Here is a 19,562-nt window from a genome sequence, read left to right as displayed (position 1 = left end):
CGCACCCGCCCGATTGTGAAGCATTCACGCAGGCCCGGCCTTCAGATCGAGCGCCGCCGCCAGCAGCGTCTGCGCGTATTCCGTCTGCGGCGACTCGAAGATCGCCGCCGCGTCGCCGCTTTCGATGATGTCGCCCTGGCGCATCACCATGACCCGGTGGCTCATGGCGCGCACCACGCTCAGGTCATGGCTTATGAAGAGATAGGCCAGCCCGTATTTCTCCTGCAAGCGGCGCAAGAGGTCCACGATCTGCACCTGCACCGTCATGTCGAGCGCGCTGGTCGGCTCGTCCAGCACCAGCAGCCGGGGCCGCAGGATCATCGCGCGCGCGATGGCGATCCGCTGGCGCTGCCCGCCCGAGAATTCGTGCGGATAGCGGTGCATCGCCTCGACCGGCAGCTCGACCTCGCGCAGCACCTCCTCGACCAGTTCGCGCACGGGCCGCCCGTCGGGATTGCCATGCACGCCCAGCCCCTCGGCGATGATCTGCTCGCAGGTCATGCGCGGGCTGAGGCTGCCGTAAGGGTCCTGGAACACGATCTGCATGTCCGCCCGGTGGCGGCGCAGCTCGCGCGTGGACCACTTGCGCACGTCCTCGCCCATGAAGGTGATCTTCCCTTCGGACGAGATCAGCCGCATCACCGCGAGCGCCAGCGTCGTCTTGCCCGACCCGCTCTCGCCGACGATGCCGAGCGTCTCGCCGGCGCGAACCTCGATGCTCGCGTCGTTCACCGCCTTCACGTGGCCCACGGTGCGTTTCAGGAACCCGCGGGTGATCGGGAACCAGACGCGCAAATTCTCGGTGCTGGCGACGACCGGCGCGTCCCGCTCCACGGGCCGCGGCGCGCCCACCGCCTGCGCGGCCAGCAGCTTGCGTGTATAGGCGTGTTGCGGGTTGGCGAAGATCTGCGCCGTCGGCCCCGCCTCGACGATGCGCCCGTCCTTCATCACGCAAACCTTGTCGGCGATGCGCTGCACCACGCCAAGGTCATGGGTGATGAACAGCAGCCCCATGTTCTCGCGGTCCTTCAACTCGGCCAGCAGTTCGAGGATCTGCGCCTGGATCGTGACGTCGAGCGCGGTGGTGGGCTCGTCCGCGATCAGGATGTCGGGCCGGTTGGCCAGCGCCATCGCGATCATCACCCGCTGCCGCTGCCCGCCGGACAATTCGTGCGGATAGGCTGAAAGGCGCGTCTCGGCGTCGCGGATGCCCACCCGGTCCAGCAGGTCGATCACCGGCCCGCGCGCAGGCGCCGACATGATCCAGTCGCGCGCCGCGGCCCCCAGCGCCAGCTTGCCCAGCCAGAGCGCCCCCGTCACTCCCACCGCCCAGAGCGCGGCCCTCATGGCCCGCGGTCCGAGGTCGGACAGGAACGCGTGCAGGAAATCCACGCCCGGATCGTCCGGCGCGGTCATCACGAAGGACACGTAGGCGGCGATCGCGACAAAGGCGACCGCCAGCCAGAGCAGCCATTTCGCCGGATTGAGGTTCAGCCAGCTTTCCAGCAGCCGCTTGAACCCGCTGCGCCCCTCCAGCCCCTGGTGCAGCGCGAGCGATTCCGAAATCTGCTTCTCGATCGTGTGAAGCGGGTTGAGGCTGGTCATCGGCTCCTGGAAGATGAAGCTGATGTCGTTGCCGCGCACGTCGCGCAGGCGCTTCTCGTCCGCGCCGATCATCTCCTGCCCGTCATAGGTGACGCTGCCGCTGACCTCGGCGGAAGAGCCGAGAAGCGACACGGTGCTCAGCGCGGTGACCGACTTGCCCGACCCGCTCTCGCCCACCAGGGCGACGGTTTCGCCCCGGTCAACGGTGAAACTGACGCCATGCACCGCCGGCACGACCTCTCCGTCCTGGCGAAATGCGACCGCCAGATCCCTGACCTCGAGAAGGCTCATTCAAACGTCTTTCTGGGATCGAAGGCGTCGCGCACACCCTCGAAGATGAACACCAGCAGCGACAGCATGATCGCAAAGGCGAAGAACGCGGTAAAGGCAAGCCACGGCGCCTGAAGGTTCTGTTTCGCCTGCAACGTCAACTCGCCAAGGCTGGGCGCCGAAGACGGCAGGCCGAATCCGAGGAAATCCAGCCCCGCCAGCAGGCTGATCGTGCCGGTGATGACAAAGGGCAGCATGGTGACCGTGGCCACCATCGCGTTGGGCAGCATGTGGCGGAACATGATTGTCAGGTTGCTCACCCCGAGCGCCTTGGCCGCGCGCACGTATTCAAGGTTGCGCGCGCGCAGGAACTCGGCCCGCACGACGCCCACGAGCGCCATCCACCCGAACAGCACCGTGATTCCCACCAATAGCCAGAAACTGCGCGTGAGCACGGAGAACAGGATGATGATGACGTAGATCTGGGGCGTCGCGGCCCAGATTTCGATGATCCGCTGGAAGATGAGGTCGGTCAGCCCGCCGAAGAACCCCTGCACCGCGCCCGCGAAGATGCCGATGGCGCTCGCCAGCGCGGTGACGATCAGCGTGAACAGCACCGACAGGCGGAACCCGTAGATCACCCGCGCCATCACGTCGCGCTTGGTGTCGTCGGTTCCCAGCCAGTTCTGCGCGTTGGGCGGCAGCGGCGCCGCGCCGGGGCGGTCCACCGGCGTGTCATAGCTGTAGGGGATGATCGGCCAGATCATCCAGCCCTTCTCGATCGCCTCGCCCTCGACCTCGCCGTCGGCGGCGTCCGCCATGACTCCCTCGGGATCGTCGAAACAGATGTCGAGCCCGCCGGATTCGATCAGGCACTGCACCTCCGGGTCGCGATAGACCGCCTCGGTCTGGAAATCGCCTCCGAACGCGGTCTCGGGGTAGAAGGCGAAGATCGGCGCGTAATAGCCGCCGCGATACTGGATCAGGATCGGCTTGTCGTTGGCCACGAACTCCGCGAAGAGCGTGATCGTGAAGATCACCGAAAAGATCAGCAGCGACCAGAAGGCGCGCCGGTTGCGCCTGAAATTGCGCCAACGCCTCTGGTTGAGCGGGGACAGCGCCATCAGAAACGCCCCCCAGCCATTTGTTCTTGCCCCAAATATCCCGGGGTCCGGGGCAGAGCCCCGGTCCGGACATCACCATCCAGACCGATCCCCACGCTCACCCCTCCCGCTTCTCGAAATCGATGCGCGGATCGACCAGCACGTACATCAGATCCGAGATGATCCCGACCACCAGCCCGATCAGCCCGAACAGGAACAGCGTGCCGAACATCACCGGGTAGTCGCGCCCCACCGCCGCCTCGAACCCGAGCCGCCCGAGGCCGTCGAGCGAGAAGATCGTCTCGATCAGGACCGAGCCGCCGAAGAACACGCCGATGAACACCGCCGGGAACCCCGCGATCACGATCAGCATCGCGTTGCGGAAGACATGGCCATAGAGCACGCCGCGTTCGCCCAGCCCCTTGGCGCGGGCGGTCATCACGTAGTGTTTCTTGATCTCGTCAAGAAAGCTGTTCTTGGTCAAGAGCGTCAGCGTCGCGAAGGCCGAGATCGTCGAGGCCGCGACCGGCAGCGTGATGTGCCAGAAGTAATCCAGCACCTTGCCCATCGCGCTCAACTGCTGCCAATTGTCCGAGGTCAGCCCGCGCAACGGAAAGATCTTCCAGTAGGATCCGCCGGCGAACAGCACCAGCAGCATGATCGCGAACAGGAACGCCGGGATCGCGTAGGCGACGATGATCGCTCCGCTGGTCCATGTATCGAAGGGGCTGCCGTCCTTCACCGCCTTGCGGATTCCCAGCGGGATCGACACGAGATAGGCGATGAGCGTGGACCAAAGGCCAAGGCTGATCGACACCGGCATCTTTTCCAGCACGAGGTCGAGCACGTCGATCTTGCGGAAATAACTCTCGCCGAAGTCGAAGCGCATGTAGTCCCACATCATGCCGAGGAACCGCTCGAGCGGCGGCTTGTCGAGGCCGAACTGCGCCTCGAGCTCGGCGATCAGTTCAGGCGGCAGGCCGCGCGCGCCGACGTATTTCTCACCCCCGCCCTGTTCGCCCATGCCCGCGCCCGCGTCCGCGCCGCTGCCCGAGAAGCCCTCGAACACGTCGCCCTTGCCTTGCATCTGCGCGATCATCTGCTCGACCGGGCCGCCGGGGACGAACTGAACCAGCACGAAGTTGATGATCATGATCCCCAGGAGCGTGGGCACGATCAGCAGCAGCCGGCGGAGAATATAGGCGCCCATCAGATCACCTCGGGGCCGGAATATGTCTAGACATATTCACCCCTAGCGCAGCGCGCCCGACGCCTTGAGCGCCGCCGCCTTTTCGGCGTCGACCCACCAGAAGTCGAGCACCCCCAGCGAATAGGGCGGGATCGTTTCGGGGTGTTCGAACATGTTCCAGTAGGCGACCCAGTGACTGTCGTTGTACCAGACCGGAATCATGAACCGTTCATACCGCAGCACCCGGTCGAGCGCCTTCAGCGCGGCGATCTCGTCCTCGCGGTTCTCGGTCTCGAGGCTGAGGTCGATGATCGCGTCGACCAGCGGACTGGCGAGGCCGGCGGGATTGAACAGGCTGAAGGCCGCGTCCTCGGAGCCGAACCGCTGGTGCAGCCCGGTGCCGGAGCCGAGGAACGAGGGATAGTTGTCGAACGCGAGGTCGTAATCCCGGTCGCGGTTGCGCAGCGTGTATTGCGAGGGGTCGATCTTCTCGAATTTGACGTCGATGCCCAGCGCTTCGAGGTTGTTCACGAAATTCTCGATCACGGCGCCCAGCGTCGCGGAGCCAGACGACGGGATCGGAAAATCGAGCGTCAGCACGTCGCCCTCGGCGTTGCGCCGCTTGCCGTGATCGCCCACGGTCCAGCCCGCCTCTTCCAGCAGCTTGGAGGCGCGGCGCAGGTTGCGCCGGTCGCGCAGCCGCTTGGGATCGGAGGTATGCGCCGTCACCGCCGGTTCGGTGAAGATCTCGGGCGGGACGAGGTCGCCGAGGGATTCGAGCATCTCGCGCTCGCGTCCCTCGGGCGTGCCGGTAGCCATGACCGGCGTGCCTTCGCTGAAGGAATTGCGCTGCTTGAAGAGGCCGTATTGCAGCGATTCGTTGGTCCATTCGAAATTGTAGGCCAGCGCGATCGCCTCGCGCACGCGCTTGTCCTGAAGCACCTCGCGCCCGAGGTTGAAGACGATGCCGCTGGCGGTGGGCGGCGTGCCGTCGGGCAGTTCCTCGAGCACGACATCGCCGCGCCGCACGGCTGGAAAATCATAGCCGGTGGCCCACTGCTTGGAATTGGTCTCGATGCGGAAGGTGTATTCGCCGGCCTTGAACGCCTCGAACGCGGCGGAATCGTCGGCGAAATACTCGACCCGGATGGTGTCGAAATTATGCCGCCCCACGTTGATCGGCAGGTCGCGGCCCCAGTAATCGGGGTTGCGCTTGTAGATGATGCGCCGGTTCACCTCGTAGCTGTCGAGCTGGTAGGGTCCGGATCCGGGGCCGGCGTCGAGCCGGGGTTCGTCCAGCCGCGCGCCGGTCTTTTCGTACCACGCCTTCGAGAACACCGGCACCGCGCCCACCTGGTCGATGAGCGAGCGGCGAGAGATGCCGGTCGCGAAGGTGAACTTCACCGTGTGATCGTCGAGCGCCTCGGCGCTCAGCACGCGCTTCTTCACCGCCTCGGCGTAGGATTGCAGCCCCTGTTCGAGAAAGAGGTTGTGCGAGAACACCACGTCATGCGCGGTGACCGGCGTGCCGTCGGCAAACCGGGCCTCGGGGCGCATGTGGAAGATCACCCAGGTCTTGCCCTCGTCGTATTCGAGGCTCTCGGCCAGCAGGCCGTAGGATTCGCCGTAGACGTCCGCGGGCGCGCCGCCGCCGGTCGAGGGTTCCTCGCCCAGCAGGCTTTCATAGACCATCCACGCGAAACGCCCGCTGCGGCCCTTGCGGCTGTAGGGGTTCATCGAATCGAAGGTGCCCGGCGCGTGCAGCGCGATCTCTCCGCCCTTGGGCGCGTCGGGGTTGACGTAGGCGAAATGTTCGTAATCAGCCGGGTAGGTGAGTTCGCCGAAATAGGAATAGCCGTGGGATTTGATGATCTTGCCCTCGGCCAGCGCGGCCTGCGCCATCAGCGCGGCGATGCAGAGCGCGGCGAGCGCGGCCCAGCAATGGCGCAGGTCCAGCCTTCGCGCGCCGGTCCTTGTCCGCGGTTGGCGGTCGTGTGCTGCGTTCATGCTCATCCTCCTTGCCGCGCGGCGCCGGATCGAACCGGCGCGGCTGCGTTCCGGCGCACGCTAGAACATGTCGCGCCGAATCTGAATGCCCGATTTTCGCCCCCGCTTCACAGCTTTGGCCCTGCGCGATCACATCGCCGCGAGGGGCGCGGCATGACAAGGCCGCCGGCCCGGGCGGGGCGGCGGCCCTTCTGGTCGTCGCGCGGTGGCCGGATCAGCTGCCGAGACTGTCGAGATAGGCGATCACGTTCGCGCGGTCCTCGATCTTGGACAGACCGGCAAAACCCATCTTCGTGCCGGGCGCAAAGCCGGCGGGGTTCTCGAGAAAGCCGCTCAGATTTTCGGGCGTCCAGACGTCGGCGACCTTTTCGAGCGCGCCGGAATAGGCATACCCCTCGACGCTGTCGACCGGGCGTCCGACGACGCCGTCGAGATGCGGGCCGGTCGTGTCGGTGCCGTCGACGTTGTGGCAGGCCTTGCACTTGTTGAACACGCGCTCGCCCTTGCCGGCGTCCGCGGAGGCGTAGACCTCCTCGAACGAGGGGCCCGACTCTTCCTGGGCGCCGCCGTCGTCGCCGGAATCGGTCGCGATCATATAGCCCTGCGCGGCCTCTTCCCCGTGGCCGCCGCCGTAATAGATCATGTCCGCCGCGAATTTACCAAGAAGGAACACGAGGAGAGCCCCGCACAGGCCGCCGAAAATCTTGGTTACAGTCATCGTGTCGAACATGGGCCCGCTTCCATCTGAATTTGCAGTCTCTCGAAGGCGTATCTATCCGCTTCCCCTGCCCGTGCGCAAGGTATAGTTTCCGCGACAAAGCGCCCGGGTGGCGGGCGCGCAGGGACGCGTGACTCAATGACCAGACTTATCGCCTTTCAGGGAGAACCGGGCGCCTATTCGCACCAGGCCTGCGCGCAGACCTATCCGGACATGGACGCCCTGCCCTGCCGCACCTTCGAGGACGCGATGGAGGCGGTTCGCTCGGGCGAGGCGGCGCTGGCGATGCTGCCGATCGAGAACTCGACCTTCGGGCGGGTGGCCGATATCCACCACCTGATGCCGCAAAGCGGGCTGCACATCGTGGGCGAGGCCTTTGTGCGGGTGCATATCAACCTGCTGGGCCTGCGCGGCACGCGGCTGGAGGATATCGGCCAGGCGATGAGCCACACCATGCTGCTGGGCCAGTGCCGCGCGTTCCTGGAACGCCACGGCATCGCGCGCGTGACCGGCGCGGACACCGCCGGATCGGCCCGGCAGGTGGCCCAGGACGGCGATCCGGCGACCGCCGCGCTCGCCAGCGAGTTGGCGGGCGAGATCTACGGTCTGGACGTGCTGGCGCGCCATATCGAGGACGAGGGCGACAACACCACGCGGTTCCTCGTCATGGCGCCCGAGCCGGACCATTCGCGGCGCGGCGACGACGGCATGCTGACCACCTTCGTCTTTACCGTGCGCAACATCCCGGCCGCGCTCTACAAGGCGATGGGCGGGTTCGCGACCAACGGCGTCAACATGACCAAGCTGGAGTCGTACATGGTCGGCGGATCGTTCTCGGCGACGCAGTTCTACGCGGACATCGAAGGCCACCCCGACGACGCCAACGTCGCCCGCGCGCTGGAGGAGTTGCGCTATTTCACCTCGCAGCTCGATATCCTCGGGGTCTATCCGCGCGACCCGGCACGGGAATAGGACGTCGCTCAGCCGCGGCGCCTGTACTTGTCCTCGAGGTCGCGCGCGTAGGTCGCGATGCGCTGCTCATAGCGCCTCATGATGTTGCCGCGGGCGAGCTTCAGAGATTGCAGCAAGAGCCGCGCCGACAGGTTCTGCGGGCGGAGCTCCATCTCCATCGACAGGCGCGTGCGCCCGCGCGAGAGCGCCACGAGGTCGAGCCACAGATCGCCGTTCATCGACTCGGACGCGGACGCGAAGCGCATGGCGTTGGGGGGCTCGTAGCCGACAAGTTCGAGCTCCGTCCGGCGCTGCTTGCCGCGCCACTCGAACGCGGCGTCCCAGCACATGCCGACCCCGTTCGCGCCAAGATCGTCGGTGCGCTGCACCTCGGCGCCGCGGCGTAGCGCGGAGCGTTCGAGCGCGGCGAAATCCGACACCTCGCCAAAGACGAAGCCGATCGGGGCCTCGATATCCTCTATCGTCGCAAACTTCATCCGCCCGGCCTCTTGCGTGCGCTTCGCGGTATTCTTGCCTCAATCCATCGTATCCGCAAGCCAGTTGCGCAACAGGAAATGCGCGATCGCCCCCGGTCGGGCCGGTGCAAGCGTCGGATGCTGGCCGGCGAAGGCGGCGGCGATCTCCTCGCGCGGGACCCACATGGCGTGCTCGATCTCGAGCGGATCGATGGTGATCGCGTCGCTCAGCGCCTCGCCGATACACCCCAGCATCAGGGACGCGGGAAAGACCCACGGCTGGCTGGCGAGGTACTGCACGTCGCCCACGCGGATGCCGGATTCCTCGAACACCTCGCGGCGCACGGCGGCCTCGATCGTCTCGCCCGGCTCGATGAAGCCGGCGAGCAGCGAATACATGCCCTCGGGCCAGCCCGGAGAGCGGCCCATGAGAACCGAATTGCCGTGCAGGATCAGCATGATGACCACCGGGTCGGTGCGCGGGAAATGCTGGCCGCCGCAGGCGTCGCAATGACGCTGCCACCCGGCCTGAACGATCCGGCTGGGCGCGCCGCAGCGCGCGCAGAAACCGTGGATCGCGTGCCAGCCGGTCAGCCCCTTGGCGATGGCGGCGAGTTCGGCGTCGCGCGGGCTGAGCCGGGTCATGATCCGGCGCAGTTCCGCGAACACCAGGGTCTGCGGCAGGTCCGGGTGGCGCTGTTCCGTGGCGTCGCGAAACTGGTTCAGCTCGGCCTCGATCACATCCGGCGGGTTCCACCAGCCCGAAAGATCGTGGACGAAAACGAGCGAGCCGTCATCCTCGCGTCCCAGCAGCAATCCCTTGATCCCCGAGTCCGCAAGCACCGGGTGATCGAGCGGCAGGCGCGCCAGGCGGCCGAGCGTCCCGGCCCTGACCAGCGGCTTGCCGCGCCACAAGAGCACGCTCTGCCCCGCGCCGTCGCGGCGGGCCCGTTCGAGCAGGTCCGGCTCTCCGCGCAGTTCCGCCGCGCGGTCGAGCGCCGAGCCGCCGAATGTCACCGTTTCCGCGTCGCGCATGCGCCCCTCCGCCAACTGTGGCTTGGGTGCCACGTTCGCGGGCGGAGGGCAAGACGGGCGCGAGCGGCGGCTTTGCATAATCTTCGACACGCCCTAGAAACAACCCATGATTGTTTCATCAGTCTCGCAAACACCCTTAGGCACGGCGAACGATCCGTTCCCGGCAGGGCGCAAGGGGGACAGTCGCCCTTGGTCATGAGCTCTCACGACCCGTCATTCGACACCGCTCAGGCGGCTGATACGGACTCCGGCGCGGCCATCCATCTACGCCTGCTTTCGACGACCGATCTTCACGGCAACCTGCTGCCCTTCGACTATTTCACCGACCGCGGCGATCAGCCCTACGGCCTGGCGCGCACCGCGACGCTGATCCGCGCCGCGAGGGACGAGGCGGCCAACGTGATGCTGTTCGACAACGGCGACGCGCTACAGGGCACGCCGCTGGCGGATATCACCGCGCAGCCCGGCAGCGGCTGGACCGGCGCGCACCCCGTGATCGCCGCGATGAACCACCTGGAATACGACGCCGCCTGCGTTGGAAACCACGAGTTCAACTTCGGGCTGGACTGGCTTCTGCGGACGCTCCGGGCGGCGCGACACCCGGTCACCTGCGGCAACATCCGCGACGCCGACGGCGGCGCGCCCCTGCCGCCCTACCTGCTGCTGAAGCGCGAGATGAGCGATAGCGACGGGCGGCGTCACACGCTGACGATCGGCGTTCTCGGACTGGTGCCGCCGCAGATCGCGGTCTGGGACGCGCCGCACCTCATGGGACGCCTCGGCGTCGAGGACATGGTCGCCGCCGCCCGCCGCCTGATCCCGCAGATGCGCGCCGAGGGGGCCGATATCGTGGTCGTGCTGGGCCATACCGGCATCGACGCCGCCGCCCCGCGTCCGGGCATGGAGAACGCGGCGCTCGCGCTGGCGGCGCTGCCCGGCGTCGACGCGCTCATTTGCGGGCACAGCCACGAGGTTTTCCCCGATGGCGGCGGCGGCGCGCTCGTCGGGACGCCGACGGTGATGGCGGGGTTTCGCGGCTCGCATCTTGGCGTGCTCGACCTGACGCTGGGACGCGGACCCGGGGGCTGGCGCGTCACCGCGCATGCCAGCGAAACCCGCGCGGTCGCCGCCCCCGCGCCTGTTCCCGCCGATCCGGCGCTCAGCGCCACGCTGGCCAGGGCGCACGCCGCCACGCGCGCGATCACTGCGCGGCCCATCGGGCGCAGCGCCCATCCGCTGCACAGCTACCTGGCGATGGCGCGAAGCTGCCAGGCGGTCCGGCTTGTCGCCCGCGCACAGCGCGCGGCTCTTGCCCGCGCCGTCGCCGGAACGCAATGGGAGGGCGTGCCGATCCTCTCCGCGTCCCCCCCGTTCAAGACCGGCGGGCGGGGCGGGCCAACGCATTTCACCGACATCCCGCCCGGATCGCTCAGCCTGCGCAACGCGGCCGACCTGACCGGGGGGTTTCCCAACACGCTCTGGGGGTTGCGCGTGAGCGGCGCAGAACTGCGCGACTGGCTCGAGCGGGCGGCGACCTGCTTTGCCACGCTGACGCCGGGTGTGCGGGACCAGCCGCTTTGCGACCCCGCCACGCCGGGCCATATGTTCGACCTCATCGAGGGGTTGCGCTACCGGATCGACCTGAGCGCGCCGCCGCGCTTCACCCCATCGGGAGAGCTGATTGATCCAAAGGCGCGCCGCATCCGCGACCTCACATTCGGCGGCGAACCGCTGCATGACGACGCGGTGTTCCTGCTGGCGACCACCAATTACCGCGCCTCGGGCGCCGGCCCCTACATCCCGCCCGCGCCGGAAAACGTCATTCATCGCGGCGATGCGGTCATGCGCGATCTGCTGACGGATTACCTGGGCGACGCGGGTGCGGCGGCGGCGCCCGACCCCGAGCCGGTCTGGCGCTTCGCCCCCCTGCCCGGCGCCACGGCCGTGCTGGAGACCGGGCCGGACATCGTTCGCATCCCCGGCGCGCTCGAAGAAGCGGGGCTGACGCCGCTCGGGCTGACCGATGCGGGCTTTCTTCGGTTACGCGTGCCGTTCTGATCCGCGCGCCTTGCGAATCCCCGCGGGCCCGCCTATATCGGGCGTCGAGAGGTTGGCGCGGGCAGGCGCCTCGCCAACCCGGTCAGGTCCGGAAGGAAGCAGCCGTAACGAGCCACGCTTGGGTCGTTGTCCAACCTCTCACCTTTTCCCTACCTATGCCGTTGGAACGAATTAAAGCCCCTGCAAACAAGGTGCTATGCCCGCTCCAAGGCAACAAACCATGTTGCAAACGGGGATCGGCAGGGCTGGCAAGGGTAAGGCAGTCGATCAATCGCAGCGGGCCGCTATCATGCGCGCCCGTCCTCGCCACTCGGCGCGGTCGGGGCCGTGGCGGCGCGCGCCATACTGGCGTCGATGCACGTCGATCAGACTATTTCCACCGAGCGATCGGGGGTCTAGCAGGAATGGCGCCTATCGCCTGCACTCTGCTTTACGTCACCATGAACCTATCTCATTATTGATTCAGCAACTTGTTGGCGCTTATCGAGGAACGGACCACGAGACTCTTCTCGACCACCTTTTGCGGAAGAGCGCCGATATTGAATGTGACTGGCCTGCCGCCATGGCCGTTGTTTGAAGAAGGAAAGTGCAGCATGAGTATACGTTCCGGGTCACCCAAAACCAAACCACGGCGACGGAGAGGACGCGGACATGCTTGTCGTCAGCCGCTCGGCTTCAACCTTCTTTTAGCCGCTCTGCTGTCCCTGGCGTCGCCCGGCGCGGCAGGCGCGGACAACATGCCGCCCGCGTTCGCCATGCCCGATCCGGCGACCGCGCCGCCAATGGCTGTGCTGTTGCCGGCGCCGGAGGAACGGATCGCGGCGGCGATCGCGTCGCTGGATGAGCTTGGCCGCGATATGCAGGAGAGGACCGGCATCCCGGGACTCGCCATCGCCGTGGTCCACAAGGGGCAAACCGTCTATGCCCGGGGCTTTGGCGCCCGTGCGGTGGGGCGCATGGCGCGCGTTGACGCCGATACGGTCTTCTTGCTGGCGTCGCTGTCAAAACCGGTCGGCGCCACCGTGGTCGCGACGCAGGTGGATGCGGGCCGCGTGGCGTGGGACAGCCCGGTCCGCGAATTCCTGCCCTGGTTCGACATGGGCGATCCCTGGATTGATGAGCATGTCACCATCGGGGATCTCTACGCGCATCGCTCGGGCCTGCCCGATCACGCCGGTGACGATCTGGAGGATATCGGGTTCGGCCGCCGCGCGGTGCTGGAGCGGCTTTCCCTGCTGCCGAAGGGTGATTTCCGCGTCGACTACGCCTATACCAATTTCGGCCTCACCGCCGCCGCCGAGGCCGTCGCGACGGCGGCAGGCGCGGATTGGGCCGACCTGTCGGAAGCGGTCCTCTACGGACCGCTCGGCATGACGTCGACCAGTTCGCGCCACGCCGATTACATGGCGCGGGAAAACCGCGCGGCGAGCCATGTCATCGTGGAAGGCGAGTATCGGGTCGCCGATCGTCGCCAGCCGGACGCCCAAAGCCCGGCGGGCGGGGTCAGCTCCAGCGCCAATGACATGGCGCGCTGGATGACGATGGTGCTGGGCCGCGGCACGGCGCAGAGCGGGCCGTTGATTTCCGAGGAAGCACTGGCTCCGGCGCTCTCGGCGCAGGTGATCCGCGGGGCGCCGATGGATATTTCGGCGCGTCCCGGCGGCTATGGCTTCGGCTTCAATGTGGACACACGGCTGACCGGGCGCGTGCGGCTGAGCCACTCGGGCGCCTTCGCGCTCGGGGCGTCGACCAGCCTGGCGATGGCGCCCGACCTCGACCTCGGGATCGTCGTGCTGACCAATGCGCCCCCGACCGGCGCCGCCGAGGCGATTACCGCAAGCTTTCTCGACCGGGCGGAAATCGGAGCCGACAGCCGGGACTGGCTGGCGGCCTATGCCCCGATCATGGCGTCGCTGATCGCCCCCGTGGGACGTCTTGTTGGCGTTGCGCCGCCCGCTGACGCTGCCCCGGCAGGACCGGCGGCAACCTATGTCGGCGCCTATGACAACGCCTATTTCGGCCCTGCTTCGGTGACGGAGACGACCGGAAGCCTCGTGCTGCGATTGGGGCCAGAGGGCCGCGAGTTGCCCATGCGGCATTGGGATGGCGACAGTTTCGTGGTGTATCCCGTCACCGAGAACCAGCCAGCGGGATCGGTCTCACTGGTCGAATTCATCGCCACGCCTGGCGAACCCGGAATGACGCTGCGGGTCGAGCATCTGAACGGTGAGGGGTTGGGCGTCTTTCGACGTCGCGAATGAGCGGGCGGATGCCTCGGGCACCGATATCCTGAACGGGCCGCGCCCCCGCCTGCCGGCCGCGCCAGTCAAGCGTCACGGCGGCCCGTCTGTTGTTGCCGCGCGACGCTGCGAGATTGCAGGATTTGCATCCCCATCGCCATCGCCGGCCCGATGCCCAGCGCAAAGAAGACGGTGCCGAGGCCGAGCGTGCCGCCCAGCGCCCAACCGATCGCGACGACCGTCAACTCGAGGAACGTGCGCACGCGCGCGATCGGCTGTCCGGTGACGCGCTGAAGCCCTGTCATGAGGCCGTCCCTCGGGCCCGGACCCAGGTTCGCGATCAGGTAGATCGCCCCGCCGAATCCGGTCACGAACACACCGGTCAGCGCCAGCGCGGCATTCGCGAGATAGCTTTGAAAGCCGGGCAGATAGGGCAGCGCAAATTCCAGCACCAGCGCGACGATGATCGCGTTGAGGATCGTTCCCATGCCCGGCGCCTGCCTGAGCGGAATCCAGAGGCCCAGGACCGATACGCTGATGACGAAGGTGGCGAATCCCAGGCTCCAGCCCGTGACATTGGTCACGCCTTGGGCGAACACGGTCCAGGGGCTCACGCCGACGCCTGCGGCGACCAGGAGCGCCTCGCCGAGGCCGAAGACGACCAGGCCAATGACGAGAAACGCGACCGACGCCAGCGGCGGTCTCATGGTGAACGCCTTTGGCGAACTCCATCGCAGTCTCGGGACAGACGTGACCGAACGAAAAGCCAAGGCGACATCCATGTGGAAATGACACGTGACCCGAGCTTGTGCCAGCTTGCCGAGAATACGGCAAGCTTGACAATCGCGGGACGCGCGAACCGGAATTTGGCGCAGGTTGGCGTCAGGCCCCCGCGACCGTCCTTATTGTAGCGTTGCGGCCCTTTTCAACGACCAGCGGTGCAGGTTTGGGCGCTTTCAGGGCCGCATTTGAACTCTTTGGCGGCTATTCTTCCCCCACATCGGGGCGCGGGTCGGACACGAAGCCATCCGCATTGGGCATCTCCACTTCGGCCATCGCGGCGGCGTCCATAACGCTGTCCGGTTCGGTGCTGGTGATACCGGCCTTGCCCAGCACATAGGCGCTGATTGCATAGACCTCATCCGCGCTGAGCGATCCGGGTTCGGTCATGGGCATGGCGCGGTGCGTATAGTCGAAGAAAGTGCTGGCGTAGGGCCAGTAGCTCTCGACCGTCTTGACCGGCGCGTCACTGGCCAGCGTGCCGCGGCCGCCGATGAGCCGGGGCGCACCCAGCTCCGCAACGCCCATCATGTCCGAGCCGTGGCAGGCGGCGCAGATCGTCTCGTAGAGTTCCTCGCCCTCCGCATAGGTGCCGCTGCCCTCGGGCAGGCCGCGCCCGTCCGGCATCACGTCGATGTCGATCGCTGCAATCTGCTCTTCGGTGGCGGGCTGGCCGACGCCAAAGACGTTCTTGGCGGGCGCGATATCAGGGATCTCCGCCGCGCTGGATTTCGGCACTTCCATCGGAGCGCGCTCGCCCGTGTCCTCCAGCGTTTCGGGCAGCGCGGCCGAGGTGCGGGAAGCATCCTGCGCCCACCCCGGCAGGGCCAGCGCCGAGATGGCGCAGATGAGTGTCAGATTACGCGTGAACATTGGTCACCTCCCCGTCCGGCGCGACATGCCAGCTCTGGATCGCGTTCAGATGATAGACCGATTTCAGACCGCGCACGGCGACCAGCTGTTCCATCGTCGGCTGCACATATCCCGTCTCGTCGATTGCGCGGCTTTGCAGCACGGCCTCCTCTCCGGCCCATGTCCAGGGCAGGCGAAACCGTGTGTGGCATATTGACAGGACCGGCCCGTCGAGCGCGGCCTCCCGCCATGTCGCTCCGCCGTCGGTGGAGACTTCGACCTTGGTGATCTTTCCGCGTCCCGACCATGCGATGCCTGTCACCTCGTAAAACCCGGGCCGGGGCAGTTTCATGGCGCCCGACGGGAAGGTGATGACCGATTTCGCCTCCATTTCCAGCGAGAACTGGCGCGCTGTCCCGTCCGGCATGAGATCGGTGTATTTCGACGTTTCCTCACGCGTCATGAACGGCTTGTCGCTCACTTCGAGCCGGCGCAGCCACTTGATATGCGTGTTGCCCTCGTAGCCGGGCAATAGCAGGCGCAGGGGGTAGCCCTGCTCTGGGCGCAACGCCTCGCCGTTCTGGGCATAGGCGAGGATGGCGTCGTCCATCGCCTTGTCGATCGGCACGGAGCGAGTCATCACGGCAGCGTCGGAGCCTTCGGCCAGGATCCATGCCGCCTTGTCCTGCACGCCGGCCATTTCCAGCACGGTGGACAGGCGCACGCCGGTCCATTCGGAGGTCGAGGTCAGACCGTGCGTGCCCTGCACCGTCTTGAGCGTCGGCTTGGCCCATTCGGTCAGTCCGTTCCCGGAACATTCGATGAAATGGATCTTGCTGACCGAGGGCAATCGCTTCAGATCGTCCATGGTGAAGCGCAGCGGCTGGTCGACCATCCCGTGCAGGATCAACTCATGCGTTTGCGGATCGATCGTGGGAATTCCCGCGTGATGCCTTTCGAAATGCAGGCCGGAAGGGGTGATCATCCCGCGACCCGAAGCCAGCGGCGTCATCGACCAGCTAGAATCGAGGCTGGCCGTCGGATAGCGCCAGCGCACCTCGTTCTCGAATTGCGAACGCGAGCCATAGCCGCCGTCATCGAGGATGAGCCGCCCCTGCTCCTTGGTCGGGTCGGGCTGCACGTCATACTCGATCGCGCCCGGAGGCGCCTCGGCACGGGCGCGGCCGCCGGCCAAGGCGCTGCCGCCGATAGCGACGCCGCCCATCAAGAGGCCGCGCCGCGTGAGACCGTTGAACATGCCTTCCTTGCAGTCACATTCTTCAGCCTCCGCAAGAGCCTGGCGCTCGATCTCGACAAGGGCCTCGGCCATCCGCCTCTCGGCGGGGCCATACATGGACGCGGGAAATCGTTCGGTTTCGGACATTGCAGCCTCCCTCGGGGTTTCACAACGTCAAGATTCTGCGCGCCGAAGAGAGCCCGGATCATCTGAAATCGTCATCGGCGCACGGCTGACGTCTTTTCCTGTCCACCCACTGATCACTGAGTCGACACCCCTAGGGTATCACAGAATGCGCGCCATTTCTTCTTGCGAACTTCGAGTCCTGGTTCGGCGTTCTCCCCACGCCGCCAACTGACGGTTCGCTCAATGCCTTGGCATGATGCGTCCGCTGACGCCGGTTTCGCGCACCTTCAAGCCGCGATTCGCGCGCCTCGATCCCGGCATCGGCCGCGTCGAGGCGCTGTTCGATCCTGTCGTCGGGTCAGTCCGTCGCCGGCCCCTGCGCGGAGACGGCGCAGAAGACGTTTTCGTCACCGTTTGCCCGACAGACGCCCGGCGCCACAGGCCGGGCGGTGAACCCGTCCTCGAGCGATGCGCCCTTCACAACCACGCGGTAGCGCCATTGCATGTCGTCCGCGTCGCGCCCGTGCTGGTAGGGCGTCAGGGCGAGATCGGTCTGCCCACAGCGCATCGCCTGGATGTCATAGCCCGCGCCGGTCAGGATCGCCCCGACCGATTCGGCCTTGGCGACGCAGTCGGCGAGGCTGTCGGCCTCGCTCAGCGCCATGTGGGTCGCGCCGTCCGGGCCTAGCGTCAGGATGAGAAGGGCGGTCTTCAGCATCGGATTTCTCCCTTGAGATGATCAGAACCGGGACGACAGAACGACATCGACGCTGCGCTCGCCGCCCGCGATCTGGCCGAAGGGCTCGTAGCTCTTGTCGAGGATGTTGTTGAACTGCACCGTCAGCGAGGCGTTCTCGGTCAGATCCAGCGAGCCGCGCAGGTTGACCGTGGTCCAGCCGCCCGCGCGATTGGTCACGAGCCCCGCGTCATCGCGTAGTTTCGCGCTGCTTTCGCCCGTCGCGAAGACGTCGAACGAAGCGGGCATGCCGCGGAAATCGAAATCCTTGCGCAGCCCGATCGTGCCCGAGAGGCCCGGCGTGCCGCTGTCGGAGGTCGAGAACCCGTTGCCGTAGTCCAGTTCGCGATTGATGATCGCCCCCGAAGCGTAGGGCGTCAGGCCGTTGCCGAGGTCGTGTTCGGCGTAGATCTCGAACCCCACCGTTTCGGCGCCCTCGACGTTGCGATATTGCGCGCGGGGCGGTCCGCCGGCGGGGGGAAGGGCCTGGCGGATGATGTAGTCCTTGGCGTCGGTGTAGAACAGCGTCGCGTCGACAATGGTCGCGCCGTTGTCGAACCGCGCGCCGAGTTCGAAATTATCCGCCGTCTCGGGCTTCAGGTCCGGATTGGGCAGGGTCAGCTGCCCGCCCGCCGTGGTCTGGGTGAAGAGCTGGTTCAGCGTCGGGTAGTTGTAGCCCTGCGAGAACAGGCCGCGCAGCGCCCATGTGTCGTTCGGGGTCCAGACCACGCCCGCGCTGGCGAGGAACCGGTCATCCGTGTTCTTCGACAGCGGCGCGGTGTTGCTTTGCTCGAGCTCGGCCTCGACATTGTAGTAGCGCCCGCCGAAATGCAGCGCCCATTGCGGCGACAGCGTGATTTCGTTCTGCGCGTAGATCGAGGTTGTCTTGATGCGCGCCTCGTCCCGGCGCAGCGTCGGCGGCGGCGGGAAGGGAGCGCCGGGCGGGGTGATCCGGCTGCTCGCGTCCACGTCGAGAAAGTCGTTCTCGTATTGCGCCCCGACGATGGTGCGGATGTTGTCGGCAAAGCGCAGTTCGGCCGAAACGTTGACGCCGTAGGTTTCCTGCTTGTCGCTGTTGAGCGTCTCGATCACCGGCGCGAACGGCGACGGCGCGATGCGGTTGCGGAACTCGCGGTCGATGGTCTGACCGAAGGCGTCTATCTTCAGCGAGGTCATCCACGGCGTCAGGTTCGTGCCCTCGTAGAAGACGCCGATCTTGCGCAGGTCGCGTTTGGGCAGGTCGATCGAGAAATTCGGATCGCCCGTGTAGACATCCGACGACAGGTCGAAGGCCTGCGCCTCGACCCCGAAGGAGTGGTTGCCGGTCTCGTAGCCCATGTAGCCGGACCAGTTCTGATCCTCCACGCCCGAGGGCACGAGTTCGCCCACCCCGGCGGCGTGGCGGTTGCCGAGGTCGGATTTGCCCTGGCTCAGCCGCCAGGTGAACCCGCCCTGCCGCCCGGCGATCGAGTTGGAGACCCGCCAGCCCTCGGTCGCGCCGAAATAGCTGAGCGTGGTGGACGCCTCGAACGGCTTGTCCGTCCCGCGCTTGGTGATGATGTTGATCGTGCCGCCGATGGCGCGCTGGCCGCTGATCACCGAGGACGCGCCGCGCACCACCTCGATCCGTTCGACCGTGGCCGGGTCCACCACCACTGGCGGGCCGTAGGTGGTGTGATCGGTGATCGCCTGCCCGTTGACGAGGATGCGCACGCGCCGCGCCTCTTCGCCGCGGATGCGGATGCGGGTGATGCCCTGTTCCTCGACCCGCACGCCGGGGATGTCCTTGAGGTAATCGGCCACGCGCGCCGGGGGGATGCGCGAGATTTCCTCTTCGTCCACGACCGATACGGCCGAGGGGTTCTCGAACACCGTGGTTTCGAGCCCCGTGCCCAGGAGGGTGATGGTGCCGAGGTCGGTCGCCTTGGCGGCGCCCTCCTGCGCGTGCGCGCCTTGCGCGGCGAGCGTCGCCGCGGCCCCGCTCAGCAGAAGTGTTCTCAGTTTGCGAGTGCCCAAAAATACCGTCATTGCCGTCCTCGTGTTCCGTCCGCGCCTGGCGCGGGATCATGTTCGCAGGTGTTGAGGCTGGCGGAGGCTGGCATTAACCTAGTATTTCACTAAGGTTTGGGTGGTCCTTGCCGTCGCCGTGCGGGGATGTCAAGCCGAACAGCAGGAAATA

Annotated in this window: 15 protein-coding genes and 1 other RNA gene; 4 read left to right on the top strand and 12 right to left on the bottom strand. The window is 66.6% G+C overall.

Annotated features, from left to right (window positions below):
* Positions 1 to 24: 24 nt before the first annotated feature.
* The 5 genes from D6850_RS06885 to D6850_RS06865 form a co-directional block, all read right to left on the bottom strand.
* Complete coding sequence (locus D6850_RS06885) at positions 25 to 1,896, bottom strand: ABC transporter ATP-binding protein (protein ID WP_121165243.1); 1,872 nt, start codon at positions 1,894 to 1,896, stop codon at positions 25 to 27.
* A complete protein-coding gene (locus D6850_RS06880; protein WP_121165241.1) occupies positions 1,893 to 2,999 on the bottom strand; it encodes an ABC transporter permease in 1,107 nt (368 codons plus the stop codon). The genes D6850_RS06885 and D6850_RS06880 overlap by 4 nt, the downstream gene beginning before the upstream one ends.
* A 97-nt stretch (positions 3,000 to 3,096) precedes the next feature.
* Positions 3,097 to 4,188, bottom strand: coding sequence for a microcin C ABC transporter permease YejB (locus D6850_RS06875; protein WP_121165239.1), 1,092 nt, complete (start codon positions 4,186 to 4,188; stop codon positions 3,097 to 3,099).
* 42 nt (positions 4,189 to 4,230) lie between these two features.
* Positions 4,231 to 6,174 (bottom strand): extracellular solute-binding protein, encoded by a 1,944-nt coding sequence (locus D6850_RS06870; protein ID WP_121166808.1) that lies wholly within the window; start codon positions 6,172 to 6,174, stop codon positions 4,231 to 4,233.
* Between the two features lie 214 nt (positions 6,175 to 6,388).
* Positions 6,389 to 6,904, bottom strand: coding sequence for a c-type cytochrome (locus D6850_RS06865; RefSeq protein ID WP_121165237.1), 516 nt, complete (start codon positions 6,902 to 6,904; stop codon positions 6,389 to 6,391).
* Between the two features lie 126 nt (positions 6,905 to 7,030).
* Between D6850_RS06865 and D6850_RS06860 the strand changes: the two genes are divergently transcribed.
* Positions 7,031 to 7,864 carry a prephenate dehydratase gene (locus tag D6850_RS06860; RefSeq protein WP_121165235.1) on the top strand — a complete coding sequence of 278 codons (834 nt, stop codon included), beginning with the start codon at positions 7,031 to 7,033 and terminating at the stop codon, positions 7,862 to 7,864.
* An 8-nt stretch (positions 7,865 to 7,872) separates the two neighbouring features.
* Here D6850_RS06860 and D6850_RS06855 read toward each other — a convergent pair whose 3' ends face one another.
* Positions 7,873 to 8,340, bottom strand: a complete 468-nt coding sequence (locus tag D6850_RS06855) for an SRPBCC family protein (protein WP_121165233.1) — start codon at positions 8,338 to 8,340, stop codon at positions 7,873 to 7,875.
* Between the two features lie 39 nt (positions 8,341 to 8,379).
* Complete coding sequence (nudC, locus tag D6850_RS06850) at positions 8,380 to 9,354, bottom strand: NAD(+) diphosphatase (RefSeq protein WP_121165231.1); 975 nt, start codon at positions 9,352 to 9,354, stop codon at positions 8,380 to 8,382.
* A 195-nt stretch (positions 9,355 to 9,549) separates the two neighbouring features.
* Between nudC and D6850_RS06845 the strand changes: the two genes are divergently transcribed.
* The 3 genes from D6850_RS06845 (at position 9,550) to D6850_RS06835 (ending at position 13,673) form a co-directional block, all read left to right on the top strand.
* On the top strand, positions 9,550 to 11,412 hold the full coding sequence (locus D6850_RS06845; protein ID WP_121165229.1) for a bifunctional 2',3'-cyclic-nucleotide 2'-phosphodiesterase/3'-nucleotidase: 1,863 nt from the start codon (positions 9,550 to 9,552) through the stop codon (positions 11,410 to 11,412).
* A 45-nt stretch (positions 11,413 to 11,457) separates the two neighbouring features.
* An RNA gene (ffs, locus tag D6850_RS06840) (signal recognition particle sRNA small type) lies at positions 11,458 to 11,556 on the top strand.
* Positions 11,557 to 12,149: 593 nt separating this feature from the next.
* Complete coding sequence (locus D6850_RS06835; protein WP_206019227.1) at positions 12,150 to 13,673, top strand: serine hydrolase; 1,524 nt, start codon at positions 12,150 to 12,152, stop codon at positions 13,671 to 13,673.
* Between the two features lie 65 nt (positions 13,674 to 13,738).
* On the opposite strand, the gene yczE is transcribed toward D6850_RS06835, so the two are convergent.
* The 5 genes from yczE to D6850_RS06810 form a co-directional block, all read right to left on the bottom strand.
* On the bottom strand, positions 13,739 to 14,359 hold the full coding sequence (yczE, locus tag D6850_RS06830) for a membrane protein YczE (RefSeq protein WP_245964123.1): 621 nt from the start codon (positions 14,357 to 14,359) through the stop codon (positions 13,739 to 13,741).
* 277 nt (positions 14,360 to 14,636) lie between these two features.
* Positions 14,637 to 15,305 (bottom strand): c-type cytochrome, encoded by a 669-nt coding sequence (locus tag D6850_RS06825; protein WP_206019226.1) that lies wholly within the window; start codon positions 15,303 to 15,305, stop codon positions 14,637 to 14,639.
* Complete coding sequence (gene soxC, locus D6850_RS06820; protein WP_245964122.1) at positions 15,292 to 16,668, bottom strand: sulfite dehydrogenase; 1,377 nt, start codon at positions 16,666 to 16,668, stop codon at positions 15,292 to 15,294. Before soxC ends, D6850_RS06825 begins: the two co-directional genes overlap by 14 nt.
* 337 nt (positions 16,669 to 17,005) lie before the next feature.
* Positions 17,006 to 17,365, bottom strand: a complete 360-nt coding sequence (locus tag D6850_RS06815) for a hypothetical protein (RefSeq protein ID WP_121165224.1) — start codon at positions 17,363 to 17,365, stop codon at positions 17,006 to 17,008.
* A 21-nt stretch (positions 17,366 to 17,386) separates the two neighbouring features.
* Entirely contained in the window at positions 17,387 to 19,411 is a 2,025-nt protein-coding gene (locus D6850_RS06810) for a TonB-dependent receptor (protein WP_121165222.1), read from the bottom strand.
* Positions 19,412 to 19,562 lie beyond the last annotated feature (151 nt).

Source organism: Roseovarius spongiae (assembly GCF_003651245.1).
GTDB classification, from domain to species: domain Bacteria; phylum Pseudomonadota; class Alphaproteobacteria; order Rhodobacterales; family Rhodobacteraceae; genus Roseovarius; species Roseovarius spongiae.
The sequence above is the reverse complement of the archived record's forward strand: the minus strand, read 5'-3'. Positions and strand labels throughout refer to the sequence as shown.